This window comes from Bradyrhizobium sp. ISRA436 (assembly GCF_029910015.1).
Classification (GTDB): domain Bacteria; phylum Pseudomonadota; class Alphaproteobacteria; order Rhizobiales; family Xanthobacteraceae; genus Bradyrhizobium.
Genome location: NZ_CP094519.1, coordinates 4,175,259 through 4,194,334, shown reverse-complemented (window position 1 = coordinate 4,194,334; position 19,076 = coordinate 4,175,259). Strand labels below are relative to the sequence as shown.

Sequence of the window (19,076 nt, the reverse complement as noted above, 5' to 3'; positions counted from 1 at the left end):
TTTGCGTTTTTGTCTCAGTCTATTGATCCGGTGTGTCTTGATCGTCGGCTCGTCTTGACGGTGAGCCCTCCACGCTGGCTATAGCTCCGCACGCGTCGAGCACCGATGCGCAGGGGCAACGCGGCGGTTAAATCAGCCGATGCACGAGCCGCGGTGTCGGGGACCGCCGTCGGGGCCGATTGCCGGCTTTCGGCGTATACGCGAGCCGGTTTTGCGCTGGTCGGCGGCGGTACCAATTTAAGCGGCATGCCCTGGCTTTTCCGGGCACCGTTGTGCGTCGATCGAAACGGTACGTACGATCAAGCGACCCGCCGCCACGGCGTCACGCTGACGTCGTGCTCTGCGTCGATCAGTTGCGGCTCGCCGGCGTGGAGGCCATGGGCGGCCAGCACCTGTTGCGGCGAGCGGGCAGGGACGCCGGGGAAGCACGGCTCGCCGTCGGGGATGTGCACGTGCGGTGCGACCGACAGCCAGAACGTGTCGTAGCGGTCCATGAACATGCCGAACACACCGGGACCGCCGATGATCGCAGCGAGGCCCGACGTGACGCCGGCTGCGCGGCATGCCGCCTCGAACGAACAGCCGGCGGGATTCCACAACAGCGCCTTAGGATTGGACGGGTCCTGCGCGGTAGCCTGCACCTTGTGCGTCAGGATGAGGCGCCGCCGCTTCGGCGAGTTCGGCTGTTCCTCCCCGGAGTTGCGGCCGTGCACGACGAGGTCGACGCGGTCGAGGGCTGCGGTGAAGAACCGCTTGTCGCCCTCGATCTTGAGATCGTCGGGCATCACGTTATGCCCGTTCGCCAGCCGGCCGTCGGCCGAGACGATGACAAAGCCCTCGATACGCAACCCCGGCACAGAAATCGTCGCCGATGCCGTTACTGGTTGACCGTGGTGACGACGCTGTTCACCGGCCGCGAGCTCAGGGTCGGCAGCTTGACGTCCTTGGCGAGCTCTTGCTCGTATTGCGGCAGCACCGTCACCGGGAATTTGGCGCGCATCGCGACCACCTTGTAGCCGCCGGCCTTCAACTGCTGCAGCAACGTGGGTAGCGCTTCGGCGGTGTGCTTCTGGAAGTCGTGCAGCAGGATGATACCCTTGCCGAGCTTGTTCAGCTTCTTCATCACGGTATCGATCACCTGCTGCGGGTTCTTCGACTTGAAGTCGAACGAGTCTAGGTCGCAGGAGAAGATCGCGATGTTGCGGGTGCCGAGATAGGTCACCATCTCCGGCGGATGCTGTAGCGCCGGGAAGCGGAAGAACGGCGCGGGTGAGGTCTCGAGCGCCCATTTGACCGCGGCGAAACCGCGCTCGATCTCGTCCTTCCGCTGGTCCTCGGTCAGCTTCTTGTTGTTCAGATTGGCGTGCGACCAGGTGTGCGAGCCGATCGTATGGCCGGCTGCATAGACCTGCCGCAGGATTTCCGGATGGTAGGTCGCGTGCTTGCCGATCGGAAAGAAGATCCCCGTGGTGCATTCGTCCGCCAGCGCCTTCAGGACCGCCGGCGTGTTCACCGGCCACGGTCCGTCGTCGAAGGTCAGCACCACTTCGTGGTCGCGCAGGAAGTCGAGTTGCTTGAAATGCTCGAAGCCGAAACCTGGACCGCCGGTGGTGTCGACCTCGACGGTGCGGCCGACGCCAAGCGCATTCGGGTTGGTGCAGGCGGCGCGCGCCGGCTGGGGCGGTTGCTGCGGCGGGACCGGAGCCGGCATCGCCGCAGGGGCGGGGGCCGCAGCCGCCGGCGCGGGAGCTGCTGCCGGTGGCGCTACCGCGGCGCCCTTGACGGGGGGAGTCTGGGACCAAGCCGCGCTCGACGCGAGCAGCGAGACCGTCCCTGCGAAAATCAGACCTGCCGCAATGCGCATGGCGTGTTCCTTGCCGATCCCGCTCCCGGCGCTGGCATTTGCCGTTGCCGGGCCGCTTCCACCCCCAACCTAATAGTACCCTAGTTGGATTGGGGCCGCCAAGGCAACGGACGTGGCAGCCTTGCGACCAAATCCTCGTTTGATGAGTTAATTCCGGGGATTACCGGCGCCATCACGCAGCCGCCAACGCCCGTGCGATCGCAGTTTTGACCCTGGTGTCCTCGGGGACGACCGACTCAGGGAAGACGTCGGCGATATAGCCGTCGCGGCCGATCAGGTATTTGTGGAAGTTCCAGCGCGGCACGTCCTTGGGGCGGACCTCCGCCGCCCATCGGTAGAAGGGATGCGCGTTCGCGCCCTTCACGACGGCCTTGGCTGCTATCGGGAAGGTGACGCCGTATTGATGCTGCGCCGTCTCGGCGATCTCGGTCGGACCGCCCGGCTCCTGGCCGCCGAAATCATTGGAGGGGACGCCGATGATGACGAAGCCGCGATCGCGGAGTTCGGTCCATAGTTGCTGCAGGCCTGCATATTGTGGCGTGAAGCCACACAGCGAGGCCGTGTTCACGATCATCATCGGGTGGCCGGTGTAGTAAGCGAGGCGGATATCGCCGCCGGCAAGGGCCGGGAACGAGAAGGCATAGGCGGTGATCCGGCTCATCGTCGGCGTCTCGGCATACAGGGCGCGCGATCCCGCCGCGGCGGCCAGCGCCGCTACGATCATTGTCCTGCGATCGATCATGATCATGTCCCCAGACGGATGTGTGCCGATCATAATCCAGGGGAGCGGGACTTGAGGCTTCAAGAAGCCGTTATGACCTGCTCTTAGCGCAGCGGCACGATGAAGTCGGTGCCTTCGCCGGTCTCGCCTTGGTTCACGCCGAGGTCGGAGACGATGATCGATCCGCCGGTGCCGAGCGCTTCGTTGATCCGCGCCATCGCGTCGGCGGGAATCGTGATGCGGTCGAGTGCTTCGGCCGGGCTATCCGGCAACGGTAGCGACTTGGCCTCGATCGCTGCGGCGCCGGCCATCTTGCGGCGGTGCGAGGTGCGATCCTGCGCCTCGATGCGGACGGCGCTGCGCGTAGAGACCGGCAGCGAGACCACCGACCAGCGCAGCAGGTTCGGATTCTTCTTGTCGGCTTCTGCCGTGAAGACATGCGTGCCCAGGGGACGGTCGCTCGGCGCAATCGTCACCGGCACATCGAACAGCGGCGCGAAGTTCTGCCGCACATAGAGCTTGGAATCCTTGCGGCTGATGAAGACCGCGATCTGGCCGCCGCGCTTGGGCACGTCAAGGTTTGCGAGGCCCGGCAGCCGTGCCGGATCCTTCTTCGCGTCGGGCGCGTCTGCCGCCGCGGCCGGCTTGTCAGCCGTTGCTGCGGCACCTCCGACCCGTGCATCGTTCCCTGTCACCGTGTCGACCTTGGGCGCCTCGGCGCCGGCGAGGTTGGCCTTGGCGTCAGTCTTCGGCGCATCGGCCCTCACTTCGGCCTTCACATGGTCGCCTGCGGAGACCTCACTCTTCGCCTCGATACTGCCCGTTTCGCCGACCGTCGTGTCGTCGCTCGTGGCGTCGGCGGATCTGGTGTCGGCCGTCGTGTCGTCGGGAACGGCGGCCGCGGGCGCGTCGGACATCGTCACCGCCGCGCTTGCGGACGGCGTGGTGCCGCTGGCGTCGGCGGTGTGGGTGTTGTCGCGCAGTGAGCCATGCTGGTCGGCATGACCGACCGTCGAGCGCAGTTCGAGGCTGGTCTCCGGCTTGTCCGCGCCCTTGTCGCCCTTCACGCCGAGCGGAGCATCCTTCTTCAGGAGATCGTCGGCGACCGGCTGCTGCGGCGCGACCTTCTGTGTCACGAGCAACGGGTGCGAGAAATTCTCCGGCGTGATCGTGCCAGGGGTAATGACCACGCGCGCGCCCATCCGCGTCCAGTTGTACATCTTGACCGCGAACGCCGTCGGCATGCGGATGCAGCCGTGGGAGGCGGGATAGCCGGGCAGCACGCCGGCGTGCATGGCGATGCCCGACCAGGTGATGCGCTGCATGTACGGCATCGGCGCGCCGCTATAGATGTTGGAGCGATGGTATTTCTGCTTCTGGATGACGCTGAAGACGCCCATCGGGGTCGAATGCCCCTTCATGCCTGTCGACACCGGGCTCTCGGCGTACAGACCGTTGGCGTCGTAGATGCGCACCTTCTGCTGCTCGATCGCGATCGCGATGATCAGCGGACCTTGCGGCTTGGCGACGGTTTCCTTTCCCGCAACGATGTCTTTCTTGACCGGATTGCGCCGCACCTTCGGCCGGTGCGGCACAGGCAGCGGCTCGGGCTCGCCATAATAGGCGCTGTCGGGCCCGTTCCAATAGTACAGGGCGGCATCGGCTTGAGTGGAGGCGCCTACCGTGCCGGCGGCTGTCAAAATCGCAAACTGCCAAAAACGCTCATTCGCAAAATCAAGAATCGACGGCCGACTTCCGTTCGCACGCATTTTCCGAATCCCAGTCCAAACTATCCATTGGTTGTCGCAAACGTGGAACGCGTTCACCAGCGCAAGCGATCTAACCCTTCCGTGATCCCCGATTTTTCGGGAAAAAGCGTAACAAAAAAGCCTCACATAAGGTTAAAGCACCCCCTGCGATCACCAATCTGTCAGCCTTTCCGTGCGGCTGTTCCGCACTACATACGCGAAGCCCATCAGCGGAGACCTCAATGACGCCGAGAAGTGTGAGCCTGTGTGACAGCCGTGTCCTGAATCGCTGGGGGTGCGCGCTGCTGCTTCTCGTCGTCGCATTGGCGCAGGCCGGTCCCACGGCAGCGGCCGACGAGCCGGATCTGATCTTTCGCCGCTCGACCGTGTTCAAATGGCTAAGTCCTAACGACAAGCTGGCCACCTATGGTGTCGACGACCCCGAGGTCGAGGGTGTGGCCTGTCACTTCACGGTGCCGGAGAGGGGAGGCTTCAAGGGCTGGCTTGGTCTCGCCGAGGAAGTGTCCGACATCTCGCTGGCTTGCCGGCAGATCGGGCCGATCCGCTTCAAGAATAAAATGAGCCAGGGCGACGATATGTTCCGTCAGCGGCGGTCGATGTTCTTCAAGAAGATGCAAATCGTGCGCGGCTGCGACGCCAAGCGCAATGTACTTGTCTACATGGTCTATTCGGACAAGCTGATCGAAGGCTCGCCGAAGAACTCGACCTCGTCGGTACCGATTATGCCATGGGGCGCCGGCGACACCAGCGTGCAGAAGTGCGGCGAGTTCATTCAGTAGCCAGCGCAAGGGCTTGAGCCGCCAAGCTGAAGTATCTGATAATCTAGCGATTGGTCTGCCCGAACTGCTTCGCGCGAGACTTGAAGCCTGACCGTTCGGGGTGGACCTTCGAATCGCGGCAGCCGACGAGCCGGACCAGTTGCTGCGGCGCGCATTCGTTGTCGCCCATCACACGGGCGCCCTGCTGCGGCATCGCGCCTGCCATCTGCTGCTGACCCGCGGCGCGGGTCGCGGGTTCATTGCCAACGCCCATGTTGCCATTGCCCACGGCTAACATCCCTCGTTGGATTGAAATAGCGACAACGTGCCACCGCGAAGATGGTTGCACGGTGCGTGCATGAGTCGGGGAGGACCGCGGCCCGGTTCATTGTCGACCCTGCGAGGTTGGCGCCTGTCTCAACAGAGGACAGTCGAGAAAGCGCCGTGGGTCGCCGAATTCACAAGCGCGTAGCTGCCCGCCATTACGCTAGGGCGATGGTCAATGACCGCTACTGAAAACATTGGCTTTTTTCGGCGATTGTTTCGTCAGGTACCGGCCGACGAAACAATCCCCAGGGCCGACGAAACCATTTTTCGCTTGTGTTGCAGAACTCCGGAAACGCCGGTTGGTTATCAAATCGCCAACAGACGGGCGCGGACGACGAGCGCAGCGGCGGAGATAGTCAAATGCGGACCATCAGCTTCATCCTCGCGTTCGCCTGCGTGATGGCGGGGCCGTCGGTGGCTGGCTCCGCGGACGGCAGTCTGCCCGGCATCGGCACCTTTTCCTACAACGGCTCTCCGATCGCCACCGCCGCGACGATGGTGGTGGCGGCCAACTGACCGCGACACAGCAAACGAGAAAATGGGCGGAAAAGGCTTCGCATGTTGCTCCGAATTTGCTTCGCGGTGATGTTGGCTTCACTCGTGATGGCTACGTCAGCACACGCCCAATCGCAGCTCCCACTCGAGTCGATGCAGATCCGCTCACTTTTCAAGATGCCTGAGCCGCGCGATGAATTCGTGCGCCAGTGTGTGCCCCACATGGCGGGACGCTGGGCGCATCCTGAAGCCGTCTGCGGCTGCCTGCACGATCACGCTGCGGCGACGATCGAGGATAGCGATTTGCGGCAGGCGGTGCTGCGCGGCATCAGCGAGACCGGCGTGCCGACGATCGAGAACGACTGGCTGCCGCCGTCAAAGCAGGCCGAGATCGGCCCGACCTTCACCAAGATCGCCAAGCCGACGCTGCAATGCATGTTCGAGCCGCTGGCGGCGAATTGAGCGGCGCATTTCCGACACGACAATGAGGAAGCAGGCGACGAGGAAGCTCACTTCCTTGCAAGGCTTTACTTCCTCGCGAGGCGTGGCACGCAGGTGCGGGTGCGCACCACGCCGGTCTCTTTGAGCTGCGATCCGGTGACCTGCTTGATTTGCCCCGACGGGCAGGATCCGTCATCGACCAGCACGCGCTGACCGACCCGCAAATCCACGATGTCCTGCTCGCGCGAGACGGTCTGCGCGGAGACAGCTGCGGCCATCGCAACGAGTGCGGCGGCGAACATCGCGCCAAGTCCGATGCGACGCATCGCGATCTCCTTTATTCGTGCTGGATCTTGAGGCCGTTAGGCCGAGATTGAACGACCTTAGTCAGCCGGTCGCGATTCTGATAGAGGGCCGCGGTTTTGCCGACGCGCCGCGTTCGGCGCGCAGCACTGTGAGGGTGGCCCTCGCCAGCTGTTCCGCCGACGCGACGAGTTGCGGAACCGGATGACCGGAGAAGCCGAGCACGAATCCGGGCAGCGGCCGCGCGCGATGATAGGTCTCGGCGAGCAGCCAGCCGCCGACGCCGGCGGCCGCCTTCGCCTCGGCTGCAACGCGCGGATCGGTCGACGGAGCGAGCCGCGCCACCAGATGCAGGCCTTGCGACGGCACGGGAACCGTGAGCTCGCCCTCGGAGGCCGCAGCGAGCGTCGATGCCAGGATGTCGCGCGCCTCGCGGTAGAGCTTGCGCGCCTTGCGCAGATTGGCCGCGAAGGCGCCGGAGTTCAGCATGTCCGCAACCGCACCTTCCAGCAGCGTGCAGGGAAAGCGGTCGAGCGCGGCGCGTGCCGCCGTCACCGGGCCGATCAGCTGCTCGGGGAGGGCGCAGTAGCCGATGCGCAATCCTGAAAACAGCGTCTTGGCAAAGGTGCCCATGTAAATCACCCGGCGCAGGTGATCGATGCCGGCGAGTGACAACAGCGGCGCGCCGTCATAACGGAACTCGCTGTCGTAATCGTCCTCGAACACGAACGCATTGGCGTCCTTCGCCCAGTCGAGCAACTCGAGCCGGCGCTGCATCGACATCTGGACGCCAAGCGGAAATTGGTGCGACGGCGTCACATAGGCGGCGCGCGCCGCCGGCGCCGACATCCGTCCCTTGCCGACAACCATGCCCGATGCATCGACCGGTACTGACACCGGACGATAGCCGCAATGCTCGATTGCGCGCCGCGCCGCCGGATAGCCGGGATCCTCGCACCAGACCTTGTCGCCGGGCTTGAGGATCGCGCTCAGCACGATGCGCAGCGCGTGCAGCGTCCCCGACGCCAGCATGATCTGGTCGGGATCGCAGCGCAGCCCGCGCGCCGACAACAGATGGTCTGCGATCGCGGCGCGCAGTTCACGATTGCCCCTGGGGTCGCCGTAGTGGAGATGCTCGGGCCCGAAGGCGCGCAGCCGGCGGCCGGCGAAGGCGCGGAAGCGCTGCAGGGCGCGCTCGTCGATATGTGTGCAGCCGAGCGACAACGCGCTGTGCTGCGGTGGCTCAATCGTGATCTTGGCGCGTCGCGGGCTACCGGCCTGCGCCGGGATGCGCGCGGCGACGAAGGTGCCGGAGCCGACGGTTGCGACCGCAAAGCCGTCGGCGATCAGCCGCTCGTAGGCGGTCGTGACGGCGTTGCGGCGGAAGCCGGTCTGCCTGGCAAGTGCGCGCGACGGCGGCAGCGGTTCGCCCGGCTTGACGATGCCGCCGACGATCGCGTGGCACAGCGCCTGATAGAGCCGGTGCTGCGAGGCCGCACCTTGCGTCACGTGCGGGCCTGCGAGGTCGAGCGGAAGCTCGGTCCGGCGCGGCGAGGGCTTCGATGAATTGGTCGGAATTTTTCGCATGGAATTGGCACTATCGCAGACCAAATGGGCCGCTACAACTGCCGTCAGATTCCAAATTTTCGCGAGGCATTGCCGTGACCGAAGGCGCATCCACTCCGTCCTACCCGCTGTCGTCCCGCAACCGGGTGAAGCGCCGCCATGATCGCGGCTTCTACGATCATGCAACCGTGCACAGGATCCTCGACGCCTCAATGCTGTGCCACGTGTCCTATGTGATCGACGGCCAGCCCTATTGCACGCCGACCTTCTTCTGGCGTGAGGGTACCCGGCTCTACTGGCACGGCTCCAGCGCGAGCCGGATGCTGGAGCACCAGGCGGAAGGGCAGAAGGTCTGCCTGACGGTCGCGCATCTCGACAGCCTGGTGCTGGCGCGCTGCGGCTTCAACCATTCGGCCGACTATCGCGCGGTGATGGCGTTCGGCACCGCCTATCTCGTCACCGATCCCGAGGAGAAGCAGCGCGCGATCGTCGCGATGGTCGACCGCTTCTTTCCCGACCGCACCGCGAGCTTAAGGCCGAGCAACAAGCAGGAGATCAAGGCGACCTCGTTCATCGCGATGGAGATCGAGGAGGCGTCGGCCAAGGTCCGTGCGAAGGGCGTCGCCGATGACGACGAGGATTACGAATTGCCGATCTATGCCGAGCGCATCCCGGTGCGCACCGTGCTCGGCGCGCCCGAGCCGTGCCCGCGGCTGCTCGACGGCGTGACGCGGCCTTCGACGCTCGACGGCTATTCGGAAGGCCGTCTGCTCGAAGATGCATTGCGGGATGCCCATTTTGCGGAATACCCGGCCGACTGAAATCGGGCTACGGTGGCGCTCCCGCCTTTCAATATTCCCAGTGGAGCTGCTGCATGACTGCCGATACCCAACAACGAATCCTCGATGCCGTTGACGAAGGGTTCGATGAGCAGCTCGCGACGACCGAGGATTTCGTCTCGATCCCCTCGACACGCGGCGCGGAGGGCCCGTGCCAGGACATGATCGGCGACCTCCTGCGCGAACGCGGCTGTGAGGTCGACGACTGGCACATCAATCTCGACGATCTCAAGGATCTGCGCGGCTTCGGCCCGATCGAGCATGATTTCTCCAAGGCACGCACCGTGGTCGGCACCTACCGTCCGGCCACCAATGCCGGCAAATCGCTGATCCTGCAGGGGCACTGCGACGTGGTGCCGACCGGCCCGCTCGACATGTGGGAGACGCCGCCGTTCTCGCCCGTCATCAGGGAGGGCCGGATGTACGGCCGCGGCGCCTGCGACATGAAGTCAGGCACGATCGCCGCGCTTTATGCGCTGGATGCGATCGCGAAGGCCGGACTCAGGCCTACGGCGCGGATCCATTTCCAGTCCGTGATCGAGGAGGAGAGCACCGGCGTCGGCGCGCTCTCGACCCTGCAGCGCGGCTATCGTGCCGACGCTTGCTTCATCCCGGAGCCGACCAGCGGCAAGATGATCCGCTCGCAGGTCGGCGTGATCTGGTTTCGCCTGAAGGTGCGCGGCTTTCCGGTGCATGTGTTCGAGGCGGGCGCGGGCTCGAACGCGATCATGGCGGCGTATCATCTGGTGCACGCGCTGGAGAAGCTCGAGATCGCCTGGAACGAACGCGCCAAGGCCGACCGCCACTTCAAGGACGTCAATCATCCCATCAACTTCAATCCCGGCATCATCAAGGGCGGCGACTGGGCGTCGAGCGTGCCCGCCTGGTGCGACGTGGATTGTCGCATCGCGGTGCTGCCGGGCTGGTCGATATCGGAATGCCAGAAGGAAATCCTGGCCTGCGTCGCTGCCGCTGCGCGCGACCACCGCTTCCTCTCCAATAATCCGCCGCTGGTGGAATGGTCGGGCTTCCTGTCGGAAGGCTATGAGCTTACTAATTCCGAAGCGCCGGAAGCCGCTTTCGCCAAGGCGCATCAGGCCGTCTACGGCGGCGCGGTGGAAGATCGGGCCTTTACCGCGCTGACCGACACGCGCTTCTACGGGCTGAACTACAACATCCCGAGCCTCTGCTTCGGCGCCAGCGGCGAGGCGATGCACGGTTTCAACGAATATGTCGAGCTGGAGTCGCTGCGGAAGACGACCAAGGCCATCGCGCTGTTCGTCACGGAATGGTGCGGGGTGGAGAAGGCATAGCCCTCATGGTGAGGAGCGCGGGACGCGCGTCTCGAACCATGAGGCCCGTCTGTGGCCTCACCCTTCGAGACGCCGCTGCGCGGCTCCTCAGGATGAGGGATTTACATTCGGCCACAACGCTCTGACGATCGCATCGAGTCCATCCGTCAGCGCGGCGGGACCGGGCTGCAGGATGATCGTCGACTTGATCTCGACGATGCGATTGTTGCGCACCGCCGGGATGTCGCCCCAGCCGGGACGTTTGCGGATGCGGTCGGGCACGACCTTCTTGCCGCACCAGGACGCCAGGATCACGTCGGGCATCGTCTCGCGCACGGTGTCCGGCGCGACGATGCGGTCGCGGGCCGCTTTGTGCATCCGCAGATGCGGCAGCACGTCCTCACCGCCGGCGATCTCGATCAGCTCGGATATCCAGCCGATGCCGCTGATCAGGGGATCGTCCCATTCCTCGAAATAAACCCTCGGCCGCGGAACCCTCGGCCGCGGCGCGGGGCGCGGCGTTGCCGCGATCGCCGCAAGCCGTCGCTCGAGGTCTGTCGCAAGCTGCTCGGCGCGATCGGCGGCACCGACCATCGCGCCCAGGGTGCGGATCATCGCAAAGATGCCGGCGAGGTCGCGCTGGTTGAAGACGTGGACGGCGACGCCAGCGCGGATGAGATCAGCGACGATCTCGGCCTGCAGGTCGGAGAAGGCGAGCACCAGATCGGGCGCGAGCGCCAGGATCTTCGGAATGTCCGCTGAGATGAAGGCCGAAACGCGGGGCTTCTCGCGCCGGACCTGCGGTGGCCGCACCGCATAGCCGGAGACGCCGACGATCCGGTCCTGTTCGCCGAGCAAATACAGCGTCTCGACCGTCTCTTCGGTCAGGCAGACGATCCGGCTGGGAGGGAAATTGCGCATCGCCGACCTGCATAGCGCTTTCGAGTGAAGCGGGCACCGGTCCGCATCAAGGAATCGCGGCTTCGGGAATTGGCGGGAGCTGTCATGGGGTCCATTACCTCCGACGTCATTGCCTGATTTACCCGGCGCGTCCATGTTCGGCGGACATCATCAAAACGCGATGCCGGAGGACCTGATGACCCTGCTTGAAAAGATCCAGTCGATGAAGATGCCGTTCGCGGAACTAAAGGGCGTCACCTTCACCGAAGCCGACAACGATCGCGTGGTCGCCAGGATGGTCGTGCGGCCGGAGCTCTGCACCCTCAATCATACAATCCATGGCGGCGCGGTGATGGCGTTCGCGGATTCGGTCGGGGCAGCCGCGACCGTGATCAACCTGTCCGAGGACGCCAAGGGCACCACGACGCTGGAGAGCAAGACCAATTTCATCGGCGGCGCCAAGGAGGGAGCCACCGTGATCGCCACTGCAACACCGGTTCACCGGGGACGGCGGACTCAGGTCTGGCAGACCCGACTCGAAACCGAGGATGGCAAGCTGGTTGCCGTGGTCATACAAACGCAAATGGTATTATAGTAGAAGGTATGATCGATTTTCTCTAGCGAATTCAATATGTAACGATTATGTGAATCTCGCGTCTTGAACTATATTGTGCGTTGCACAATATAGTTGATGCTAGGGACTCGACGCCTCCTCGAGGGCTACCAAGAGGAGTTATGAAATGAACCACCATTCCATCCGTTCGACGCTCGCCAAGGGCACCGTGCGGACATTGAGCCAGCAGGAGGAGCTCCCTCTGCTGCGCGATCATCTCTTGAGACTGGATCGAACCAGCCGTCATGATCGCTTTCATGGCTTCATCGACGACAACTTCATCCGTCGCTACGCCGAGCGGTGCGCCAACGACGGCACCGTCGTCATCGCCTATTTCGAGGATGGCGTCGTTCGCGGCGCGGCCGAGCTGCATCCGCCGGAGCAATCGCCGGACGCGCAGCCGGAGATCGCCTTCAGCGTGGAGCGGTCGGTGCGGCGCAAGGGCGTCGGCAGCATTCTGTTTCGCAAGCTGATCGCCGAAGCGCACGCCAGAGGCTACACCAGCCTGCGCATCACCACCGGGGCGCAGAACGACGCGATGCGGGCGCTGGCCACCAAGTTCGGCGCGCAGCTCACCTTCCGTCACGGTGAGTCCACCGGAAGCATCGACCTGAGCGAACACAGCCTGCCCGAGCCGGTGCCGGCACCTGCGATGGTGACCCCGGTCGAGGCCGCGCGCGCGATCGTCGACATGAACCGCGCCTACTGGCGGATGGTGATGCAGGTGTCCGGCTGGGGCCGGGCGGCCTGATCCCGTAGTTGAAGCAACAGCGAAAGGGCAATTCGCTCAGCGAATTGCCCCTTTTGTTTTCAGCAATCAGTTGTTGGTCTTCAGGTGCCGGTGCGCTTGTCGGTCGCGAAACGCCGGACGACGCGGCGCTCGACCACGACGGAGCGCTGCGCGCCCTGTTCGCCGGCGATGACACGGGTCGCGGTGCCGGTGCGGGCGCTGACGCGCGCGGTCTTCTTCACTTCGGCCAGCACGTCATCGTAGGGCAGGCCCATCAGGGCTGACGCGATCTCGGCCTGGGCTTCGAGATCGTCGGTGATGCCGACAGCCGCGAAGATCGCTTCCTCCAGCGTCGGCGGATCATGCCGCACGCGTCGGGGGCCATACTTGGTGTTCCAGTCTCCGCTCATCGCCGCCTCATATTTGAATCGCGGGAGATACGTAGGTGGCCTTATGTTGCATTGCAATATGAAAGTGAGATGGCAATCCAGCCATGCAACCAGAGTCTCTCAATCTTGTGAGCGCGAGAAAGTTCGATCGGGGTCGCAGTCGGATCTGTCAGCGCCATCACGACATCTCCGCGTCCTAGGGCGCGGCTCCCGCCGCGTCTGAGAGATCGACCGGCCGCTGCGGCCAGCGCTTCAGCGCGGCGCGGCCGGCATCGGTGAGTACATAGATGCCGCGCTCGGCGCGATCGAACCAGCCATAGACATTGTGCAGCAGAATCTTACCGGCATCGGGAATGTCGATTCGCAGATCGCGCACGCGCCGCGGTCCGTCCGACAGCGCCGAGGCGCAGGCGAGCGCCTGCTGCCGATAGGCCGTCATGATCGGCGCGCGTGTCGAGCCGCCCATGACCGGATCGCCCTTGCGCTTCTGGTGCTCGGCGATCAGGCGCGAGCGCTTTTTCGGATTGCGGCGGGGGGCGGCGGTCGGCGGCTTCACCAGCACCTCCACGTCGCCGGTGCTGGTGACGCCGAGCATGCCGAAGCCGAGCCGTCGGCACAGATTGCGATAGCGCGCATCGCTTTCGCGGCCCCTGCCGCGGGCCGATATCTTCGCAGCGATCCAGACCTCATCCGCAGCGGCGGCGCGATCGACCGCCTGCAGGATCAGTTCGAGATTGAAGACGAGCTTGAGTTCCCCGATCACGACAACCGGCGGATCGTCGCCGATCAGTGCCACGAGATCGCAGCCGCCGATCTCGCCCTTGACCGTGAAGCCGAGCTTTTCGAGGAAGCGTTTGACGGGCAAATAAAGCGCGGTTTCCAACGGACAGGCTCCGGCGGCGCTTTTCGCCGCGACTCATAGCGACAGCATAGCCCGGAATCGGGCCGGCCGACGCGAACGGGATTTGCCCATGATGGATCCGGGCGGCTATGGTTGCCGACGGGACAAGGCGCGACCAGTTCGATGATCCGGAACGGGCTTTATCACATCACCGTCGAATTCCTCGACAGCGTTCAAGGCGGCAATCAGGGCGTCATGGTGCTGCGTGACGGCCAGATGCGCGGCGGCGACTCGTTCTTCTACGCCTATGGCAGCTACACCTCGGCAAACGGCAAATGGAAGGGCGAGGTCACCAATCAGGAACACTCGCCGACCTATGGTGAGCGGCCGGTGTGGGAACGCAAGGTCGTGACGATCGGATTTACCGGCACGTATACCGACGAGACCGCCGAAGGCGATGGCATTGCGCTCGCCGGCAAGCAGAGCATCCGCTTCAAGTCGAAGCTGCGCCTCCTGATCCCGGACTGATCGAGGTGATGCAGACCGCGCCGATGCGCGCTTCGCTCAACAGCGCTCTAGACCCGTCCGTTGACCGGCAGCAACGCGCCGGTGACGGCGCTCGCGGCGTCGCTGGCAAGGAACAGGATGACGTCGGCAAGCTCCTTTGGCGTCACCCATTTGGAGACATCGGCCTTCGGCATGGCGGCGCGATTGGCCGCGGTATCGATGATCGACGGCAGCACGGCGTTGACGGTGACCTTGCCCTTGAGCTCGGCGGCAAGCGACTCCGTCAGGCGGTGCACGCCGGCCTTCGAGGCGGCATAAGGGCCCATGCCGGACGCGGCCTGCAAGGCGCCCAGCGCGCCGATATTGATGATACGGCCGGCTCCCGCCTTGACGAGATGCGGGATCGCCGCCTGCGACGTGTTCAAGGCCGTCATCACGTTCATCGCATACATTCGCTGCCAGGTCTTGGGATCGCCTTCGGTGATCGTCTCGAAGGTGAAGCCTCCGGCAATGTTGATCAGTGCATCGAGCTGGCCGAAATGCGCGGCCGCCTTGTCGATCGCCGCCTTGGCGTCCGCGGCGTCGGTAAGATCGACGTTGCCGAGCTCGATGCGGTTGGGCGTCGCCGCAAGCTGCGAGGCTGCATGATCGATACCGGCGACGCGCGCGCCGCGCGCGAGGGCTTCTTCGGCGACCACCTTGCCAAGCGCACCAAGTGCACCGGTGATGACGATGGCTTTTCCGTTCATGACGGCCTCCGTACAGGCAAAAAGGCAGGTGCCACCCACTATGATCAGGCGGATTTCATTTGCAATGCCGCGATTTTCCGCTCCTATTGCGGGTATTCAGCTATTCATTCACGCAAAGGATGTTTGCGATGCCCGGGCCGAGGCCATGCGAAACCCATCCCGATATCGTCAAGTTGGATCACCGACTGCCGCATTTCGCCGATGCCTTGAAGCGCCAGCGCAAGGTCAAGGTGGTGGCGCTTGGATCGTCATCGACGGCCGGCGCTGACGGCGTTTTGCCGTTCCCGCCGCGCCTCGAAATGCTGCTGCGGCAACGCTTCTTCGGCCGAATGATCGACGTGATCAACCGCGGGATCGGCGGGCAGGAGGCACCTGAGGAATTCTCCCGCATCGAGTCCGACGTCGTTGCCGAAACGCCGGTACTGGTGATCTGGCAGGTCGGCACCAATGCCGTCTACAAGAGCTACAATCCAGCCGAGGTGAAAGCCTCGCTCGAAGCGGGACTCGATGTGCTCGCAGCGCTTCCGCTCGATGTCATGGTGATGGATTCACAGTACACTGAAGCGATCATCGGGACGCCCGACGCGCTCAAGCTCGCCAACACGATCATGCCGATGATCGCCGAGGTCACCGCAAGCAAGCAGATCAATTTGTTTCGTCGCTTCGCCCTGATGAAGCGGTGGGTCGACGACGGGATTCCGCTGGCCGAGCTCGACGACGGCGCTCAGGAGCATCTGCACACCAGCGAATGGGCAACCAACTGCGTGACGCAGGCGCTGTTCGGTGCGATCGACCAGGCGCTGGCGCCAGAGGCGATTTCGTAAGGCTGGCGATTGCGTAAGACTACGGGGCAAGACCCGTTCGGTAAAATTTGCAGCAGTTCCGTAAGTCGATCGCAGAACCCTATCCGTAAAAGAGGAGTCCGACCAAGGAAGGGGATTAGCTATGGGATATCTTCCGGATCACGGTTTACCGCTTGTTCAGCTTAAGGAACAGCGGCGCGAACTCGTGGTTGCACTGCAGAATCGCAAAGGTCCGGTGAGCAACTGGGAGCTCATGCAGATCGCGGCGATCCAGCAGGCGATCTCGGCTTTCGAGGATGTGATCGCCGATCTCGACGCCGAGCTCGAAGCCGCAGCCTGAGCGCTTCGAACGATCAGGCCAGCAGATAGCGGCCTTCGAGCGCCTTGCGCTCGGCCTGTCCGAGCCCGAGGCCATCGCGGAAATAGCGATCGAGGCCGCCGTAGTCGGCATCGATCGCCTCGTACGCAGCATTCAGGAACGGCTGCTGCACGGTGCCAAGCACCTGCTTGACCTCCTCGGGAAGCTCGGTGCTCGCGGACGGATCGCGCTTGTAGAACTTGTTGGTCAGGAGATAGTCGTCCGCGATCACCTCACCCGGCACGCCGAGCGCGTGCAGGATCAGCGCGCAGGCAAAGCCGGTGCGGTCCTTGCCAGCGGTGCAGTGGATCACGAGCGGGGCGCGATCCTCGAGCAGATGCGCAAACAGCGCGCGGTAGCGCGGCGTGTTGTCCTGCACATAGCTGCGGTAGGAGTCCCGCATCACCTCAAACGCGTCCGCGCTCGAAAGCTGTCGGTGTGCTGCGATCGCGCGCAGGGCCGCGACGACGGTCGGCTCGACAGGCAGCGAATGCACTGTGATGTCAGTCATGCCGCACAGCGCTTCGGAGCGCTCGGCGATGCCGCGAAAATCGAAGGCGCTTCTGACGCCAAGGCTGCGCACCACGGCGATGTCCTGCTCAGTCAGGTGCGCAAGATGGTTGGAGCGGAAGATTTGCCGCCAACGCACCGTCCGCCCGTCACGTATCTGGTAGCCGCCGAGATCGCGAAAATTGCTGGCGCCGGCGAGATTGAGATGACGGGCATGGGTTTCTGACATCGGCAGGCCTGTTGCAGCGATGGATCTCGCGCTGGTCTATAGCCGCCCTATCAGGGGGAGAATATGACTTATGGCGGGACTGCATTCCCGCGGATGCAACTCGTCGCGGGGTGTTTGGCTGCCAAGACGCGCATACGTCGCGCATACGTGACGCCTCGGTCGCGGTGCGGGCATGAAAAAAGGCCGAAACACCTGGTTCCGACCCTTCTTTATCGCTCTGACGTCTTCGACGCTTCGGCATCGCGCCCCTCTGTCGTGCCGGCATCAGTGATCCCGACCCGGCTTGGCGTCGTCGATCGCCGCCTGATGATACCAGCTGTCGCTGCACATGGCGGTTTCGACCTTTGCGGCAAGTTCGAGCGACATCTGGACCTCGCCGTAGCGACGTCCCCCGAGAGCCGCACGGCCCCCGGCCGGGAACTGATAGATCTTGGCAGACCCCTGGTTTAAGTCCGAATTCATCATCGCAGACCTCCTTGGTCGGAACGCGAGCCTCCATGGTGCGCCCAACTCTTTCGCGCGTGGTTACCTAGTTTCGATATTGGCCGAGCCCTGACCGGCTGCAAGATGACCAAGAAATAATCAGGTTCTGACCAATTCGTAGGCAGATTCCGGTTTGCACTCGGCAAGGCAGGATGCAGGTGATCAATGCTTGAGCCGAGGTGATGGTTGCCAGGGAACCAGCGGCGGGACGCAAACTGTCATGCGGCGCTGCCGCTGCTTTAATCTGGAAGGGGTGTCTTCGCCGGATTTGCTGGAGAATCAGGCGGTCACGGGCTCCAAAAAGCGGATTCTGGCCCATCGGGATGCATGGCAGCCGCGCTGCTATGTCGCAGCAAAAAATGCAATGAGCGTTGTGGACATCCGCAACAAGGACGGGTGCCGCAATGCAGCGACTGGCATTTTAATTGCTTGGCAGGAACCGGCCGATGGTGGCCGGGTACGCGTGCGGCGACCGACTGGCTTTCGGTTCCTCACGGTTTTGCATCATCAACAGAGAGGCTCAATGACCAAGTACAAGCTCGAGTATATCTGGCTAGACGGATATACGCCGACGCCGAACCTGCGCGGCAAGACGCAGATCAAGGAATTCGCGTCGTTCCCGACCCTCGAACAGCTCCCGCTCTGGGGCTTTGACGGTTCGTCCACCCAGCAGGCTGAAGGCCACAGCTCTGACTGCGTGCTGAAGCCGGTCGCATGCTATCCCGACGCCGCGCGCGAGAACGGCGTGCTGGTGATGTGCGAAGTGATGATGCCCGACGGCAAGACGCCGCATCCGTCCAACAAGCGCGCCACCATCCTGGACGACGACGGCGCCTGGTTCGGCTTCGAGCAGGAGTACTTCTTCTACAAGGACGGCCGCCCGCTCGGCTTCCCGGAGGCCGGCTATCCGGCGCCGCAGGGCCCGTACTACACCGGCGTCGGCTACAAGAACGTCGGCAGCGTTGCCCGCGAGATCGTGGAAGAGCATCTCGACCTCTGCCTTGCCGCCGGCATCAACCACGAAGGCATCAATGCCGAAGTGGCGAAGGGCCAGTGGGAATTCCAGATCTTCGGCAAGGGCTCAAAGACCGCCGCTGACCAGATGTGGATCGCCCGCTACCTGATGCTGCGCCTCACCGAGAGCTACGGCATCGACATCGAATTCCACTGCAAGCCGCTCGGCGACACCGACTGGAACGGCTCGGGCATGCACGCCAACTTCTCGACCAAGTACATGCGCGAAGTGGGCGGCAAGGAGTACTTCGAGAAGCTGATGGCGGCCTTTGAGAAGAACCTCATGGACCACATCGCCGTCTACGGGCCGGACAACGACAAGCGCCTGACCGGCAAGCACGAGACCGCGCCGTGGAACAAGTTCAGCTACGGCGTGGCTGATCGCGGCGCTTCGATCCGCGTGCCGCACTCCTTCGTCAACAATGGCTACAAGGGCTATCTGGAAGACCGCCGTCCGAACTCCCAGGGCGACCCCTACCAGATCGCGTCGCAGATCCTGAAGACCATCTCCGAGGTTCCGACCGGCGCGAAGGCTGCGGCCTAAGCCGATCTTCGATCCGGATGGAAGCATCCGG

Annotated in this window: 24 protein-coding genes; 11 read left to right on the top strand and 13 right to left on the bottom strand. The window is 63.8% G+C overall.

Going from position 1 to position 19,076, the window contains the following annotated elements:
- Positions 1-299: 299 nt before the first annotated feature.
- The 4 genes from MTX23_RS19905 to MTX23_RS19890 form a co-directional block, all read right to left on the bottom strand.
- A complete protein-coding gene (locus MTX23_RS19905) occupies positions 300-857 on the bottom strand; it encodes a dihydrofolate reductase (RefSeq protein ID WP_280971908.1) in 558 nt (185 codons plus the stop codon).
- 20 nt (positions 858-877) lie between these two features.
- The gene (locus MTX23_RS19900) at positions 878-1,864 is read right to left on the bottom strand and encodes a polysaccharide deacetylase family protein (RefSeq protein WP_280971907.1); all 987 of its coding nucleotides are present in this window, start codon (positions 1,862-1,864) and stop codon (positions 878-880) included.
- Positions 1,865-2,036: 172 nt separating this feature from the next.
- On the bottom strand, positions 2,037-2,606 hold the full coding sequence (locus MTX23_RS19895; protein ID WP_280971906.1) for a glutathione peroxidase: 570 nt from the start codon (positions 2,604-2,606) through the stop codon (positions 2,037-2,039).
- An 83-nt stretch (positions 2,607-2,689) separates the two neighbouring features.
- Positions 2,690-4,354, bottom strand: a complete 1,665-nt coding sequence (locus tag MTX23_RS19890; RefSeq protein WP_280971905.1) for a L,D-transpeptidase — start codon at positions 4,352-4,354, stop codon at positions 2,690-2,692.
- 221 nt (positions 4,355-4,575) lie between these two features.
- On the opposite strand from MTX23_RS19890, the gene MTX23_RS19885 reads away from it, so the two are divergent.
- Positions 4,576-5,133, top strand: coding sequence for a CreA family protein (locus MTX23_RS19885; RefSeq protein ID WP_280971904.1), 558 nt, complete (start codon positions 4,576-4,578; stop codon positions 5,131-5,133).
- Between the two features lie 43 nt (positions 5,134-5,176).
- Here MTX23_RS19885 and MTX23_RS19880 read toward each other — a convergent pair whose 3' ends face one another.
- On the bottom strand, positions 5,177-5,410 hold the full coding sequence (locus tag MTX23_RS19880) for a hypothetical protein (RefSeq protein WP_280971903.1): 234 nt from the start codon (positions 5,408-5,410) through the stop codon (positions 5,177-5,179).
- 389 nt (positions 5,411-5,799) lie between these two features.
- Between MTX23_RS19880 and MTX23_RS19875 the strand changes: the two genes are divergently transcribed.
- The gene (locus MTX23_RS19875; RefSeq protein ID WP_280971902.1) at positions 5,800-5,955 is read left to right on the top strand and encodes a hypothetical protein; all 156 of its coding nucleotides are present in this window, start codon (positions 5,800-5,802) and stop codon (positions 5,953-5,955) included.
- Between the two features lie 42 nt (positions 5,956-5,997).
- Entirely contained in the window at positions 5,998-6,396 is a 399-nt protein-coding gene (locus MTX23_RS19870; RefSeq protein WP_280971901.1) for a hypothetical protein, read from the top strand.
- A gap of 65 nt (positions 6,397-6,461) precedes the next feature.
- On the opposite strand, the gene MTX23_RS19865 is transcribed toward MTX23_RS19870, so the two are convergent.
- Together MTX23_RS19865 and MTX23_RS19860 are read right to left on the bottom strand one after the other, a co-directional pair.
- The gene (locus MTX23_RS19865) at positions 6,462-6,701 is read right to left on the bottom strand and encodes a DUF6719 family protein (RefSeq protein ID WP_280971900.1); all 240 of its coding nucleotides are present in this window, start codon (positions 6,699-6,701) and stop codon (positions 6,462-6,464) included.
- Positions 6,702-6,762: 61 nt separating this feature from the next.
- The gene (locus MTX23_RS19860; protein ID WP_280971899.1) at positions 6,763-8,265 is read right to left on the bottom strand and encodes a PLP-dependent aminotransferase family protein; all 1,503 of its coding nucleotides are present in this window, start codon (positions 8,263-8,265) and stop codon (positions 6,763-6,765) included.
- Between the two features lie 74 nt (positions 8,266-8,339).
- Here MTX23_RS19860 and MTX23_RS19855 point away from each other — a divergent pair, with 74 nt between their 5' ends.
- Together MTX23_RS19855 and MTX23_RS19850 are read left to right on the top strand one after the other, a co-directional pair.
- A complete protein-coding gene (locus MTX23_RS19855; RefSeq protein WP_280971898.1) occupies positions 8,340-9,065 on the top strand; it encodes a pyridoxamine 5'-phosphate oxidase family protein in 726 nt (241 codons plus the stop codon).
- Between the two features lie 53 nt (positions 9,066-9,118).
- Entirely contained in the window at positions 9,119-10,396 is a 1,278-nt protein-coding gene (locus MTX23_RS19850; RefSeq protein ID WP_280971897.1) for an ArgE/DapE family deacylase, read from the top strand.
- An 87-nt stretch (positions 10,397-10,483) separates the two neighbouring features.
- Here MTX23_RS19850 and MTX23_RS19845 read toward each other — a convergent pair whose 3' ends face one another.
- Positions 10,484-11,296, bottom strand: a complete 813-nt coding sequence (locus tag MTX23_RS19845) for a cobalamin-binding protein (RefSeq protein WP_280971896.1) — start codon at positions 11,294-11,296, stop codon at positions 10,484-10,486.
- A gap of 175 nt (positions 11,297-11,471) precedes the next feature.
- Here MTX23_RS19845 and MTX23_RS19840 point away from each other — a divergent pair, with 175 nt between their 5' ends.
- On the top strand, positions 11,472-11,870 hold the full coding sequence (locus MTX23_RS19840; RefSeq protein WP_280971895.1) for a PaaI family thioesterase: 399 nt from the start codon (positions 11,472-11,474) through the stop codon (positions 11,868-11,870).
- 145 nt (positions 11,871-12,015) lie between these two features.
- Positions 12,016-12,639 carry a GNAT family N-acetyltransferase gene (locus MTX23_RS19835; RefSeq protein ID WP_280971894.1) on the top strand — a complete coding sequence of 208 codons (624 nt, stop codon included), beginning with the start codon at positions 12,016-12,018 and terminating at the stop codon, positions 12,637-12,639.
- A gap of 80 nt (positions 12,640-12,719) precedes the next feature.
- On the opposite strand, the gene MTX23_RS19830 is transcribed toward MTX23_RS19835, so the two are convergent.
- Together MTX23_RS19830 and MTX23_RS19825 are read right to left on the bottom strand one after the other, a co-directional pair.
- Positions 12,720-13,028, bottom strand: coding sequence for a hypothetical protein (locus tag MTX23_RS19830; protein ID WP_280971893.1), 309 nt, complete (start codon positions 13,026-13,028; stop codon positions 12,720-12,722).
- Positions 13,029-13,203: 175 nt separating this feature from the next.
- Positions 13,204-13,890, bottom strand: a complete 687-nt coding sequence (locus MTX23_RS19825; protein WP_280971892.1) for a DUF2161 family putative PD-(D/E)XK-type phosphodiesterase — start codon at positions 13,888-13,890, stop codon at positions 13,204-13,206.
- A 111-nt stretch (positions 13,891-14,001) separates the two neighbouring features.
- On the opposite strand from MTX23_RS19825, the gene MTX23_RS19820 reads away from it, so the two are divergent.
- Positions 14,002-14,376: a GrlR family regulatory protein gene (locus MTX23_RS19820; RefSeq protein ID WP_280971891.1), complete on the top strand. Its 375-nt coding sequence runs from the start codon at positions 14,002-14,004 to the stop codon at positions 14,374-14,376.
- A gap of 47 nt (positions 14,377-14,423) precedes the next feature.
- Here the strand turns inward: MTX23_RS19820 and fabG are convergent, their stop codons facing one another.
- Positions 14,424-15,104, bottom strand: a complete 681-nt coding sequence (gene fabG, locus MTX23_RS19815; protein ID WP_280971890.1) for a 3-oxoacyl-ACP reductase FabG — start codon at positions 15,102-15,104, stop codon at positions 14,424-14,426.
- Between the two features lie 128 nt (positions 15,105-15,232).
- On the opposite strand from fabG, the gene MTX23_RS19810 reads away from it, so the two are divergent.
- Together MTX23_RS19810 and MTX23_RS19805 are read left to right on the top strand one after the other, a co-directional pair.
- Positions 15,233-15,928 carry an SGNH/GDSL hydrolase family protein gene (locus tag MTX23_RS19810; protein ID WP_280971889.1) on the top strand — a complete coding sequence of 232 codons (696 nt, stop codon included), beginning with the start codon at positions 15,233-15,235 and terminating at the stop codon, positions 15,926-15,928.
- A gap of 121 nt (positions 15,929-16,049) precedes the next feature.
- Positions 16,050-16,247, top strand: a complete 198-nt coding sequence (locus MTX23_RS19805; RefSeq protein ID WP_280971888.1) for a hypothetical protein — start codon at positions 16,050-16,052, stop codon at positions 16,245-16,247.
- Positions 16,248-16,260: 13 nt separating this feature from the next.
- Here MTX23_RS19805 and MTX23_RS19800 read toward each other — a convergent pair whose 3' ends face one another.
- Positions 16,261-17,004, bottom strand: coding sequence for a tyrosine-protein phosphatase (locus MTX23_RS19800; protein ID WP_280971887.1), 744 nt, complete (start codon positions 17,002-17,004; stop codon positions 16,261-16,263).
- Positions 17,005-17,268: 264 nt separating this feature from the next.
- Positions 17,269-17,469, bottom strand: a complete 201-nt coding sequence (locus MTX23_RS19795; protein WP_280971886.1) for a DUF2735 domain-containing protein — start codon at positions 17,467-17,469, stop codon at positions 17,269-17,271.
- Between the two features lie 541 nt (positions 17,470-18,010).
- Between MTX23_RS19795 and MTX23_RS19790 the strand changes: the two genes are divergently transcribed.
- Positions 18,011-19,045 (top strand): glutamine synthetase beta-grasp domain-containing protein, encoded by a 1,035-nt coding sequence (locus MTX23_RS19790; protein WP_280971885.1) that lies wholly within the window; start codon positions 18,011-18,013, stop codon positions 19,043-19,045.
- The last annotated feature ends 31 nt before the right edge of the window (positions 19,046-19,076 follow it).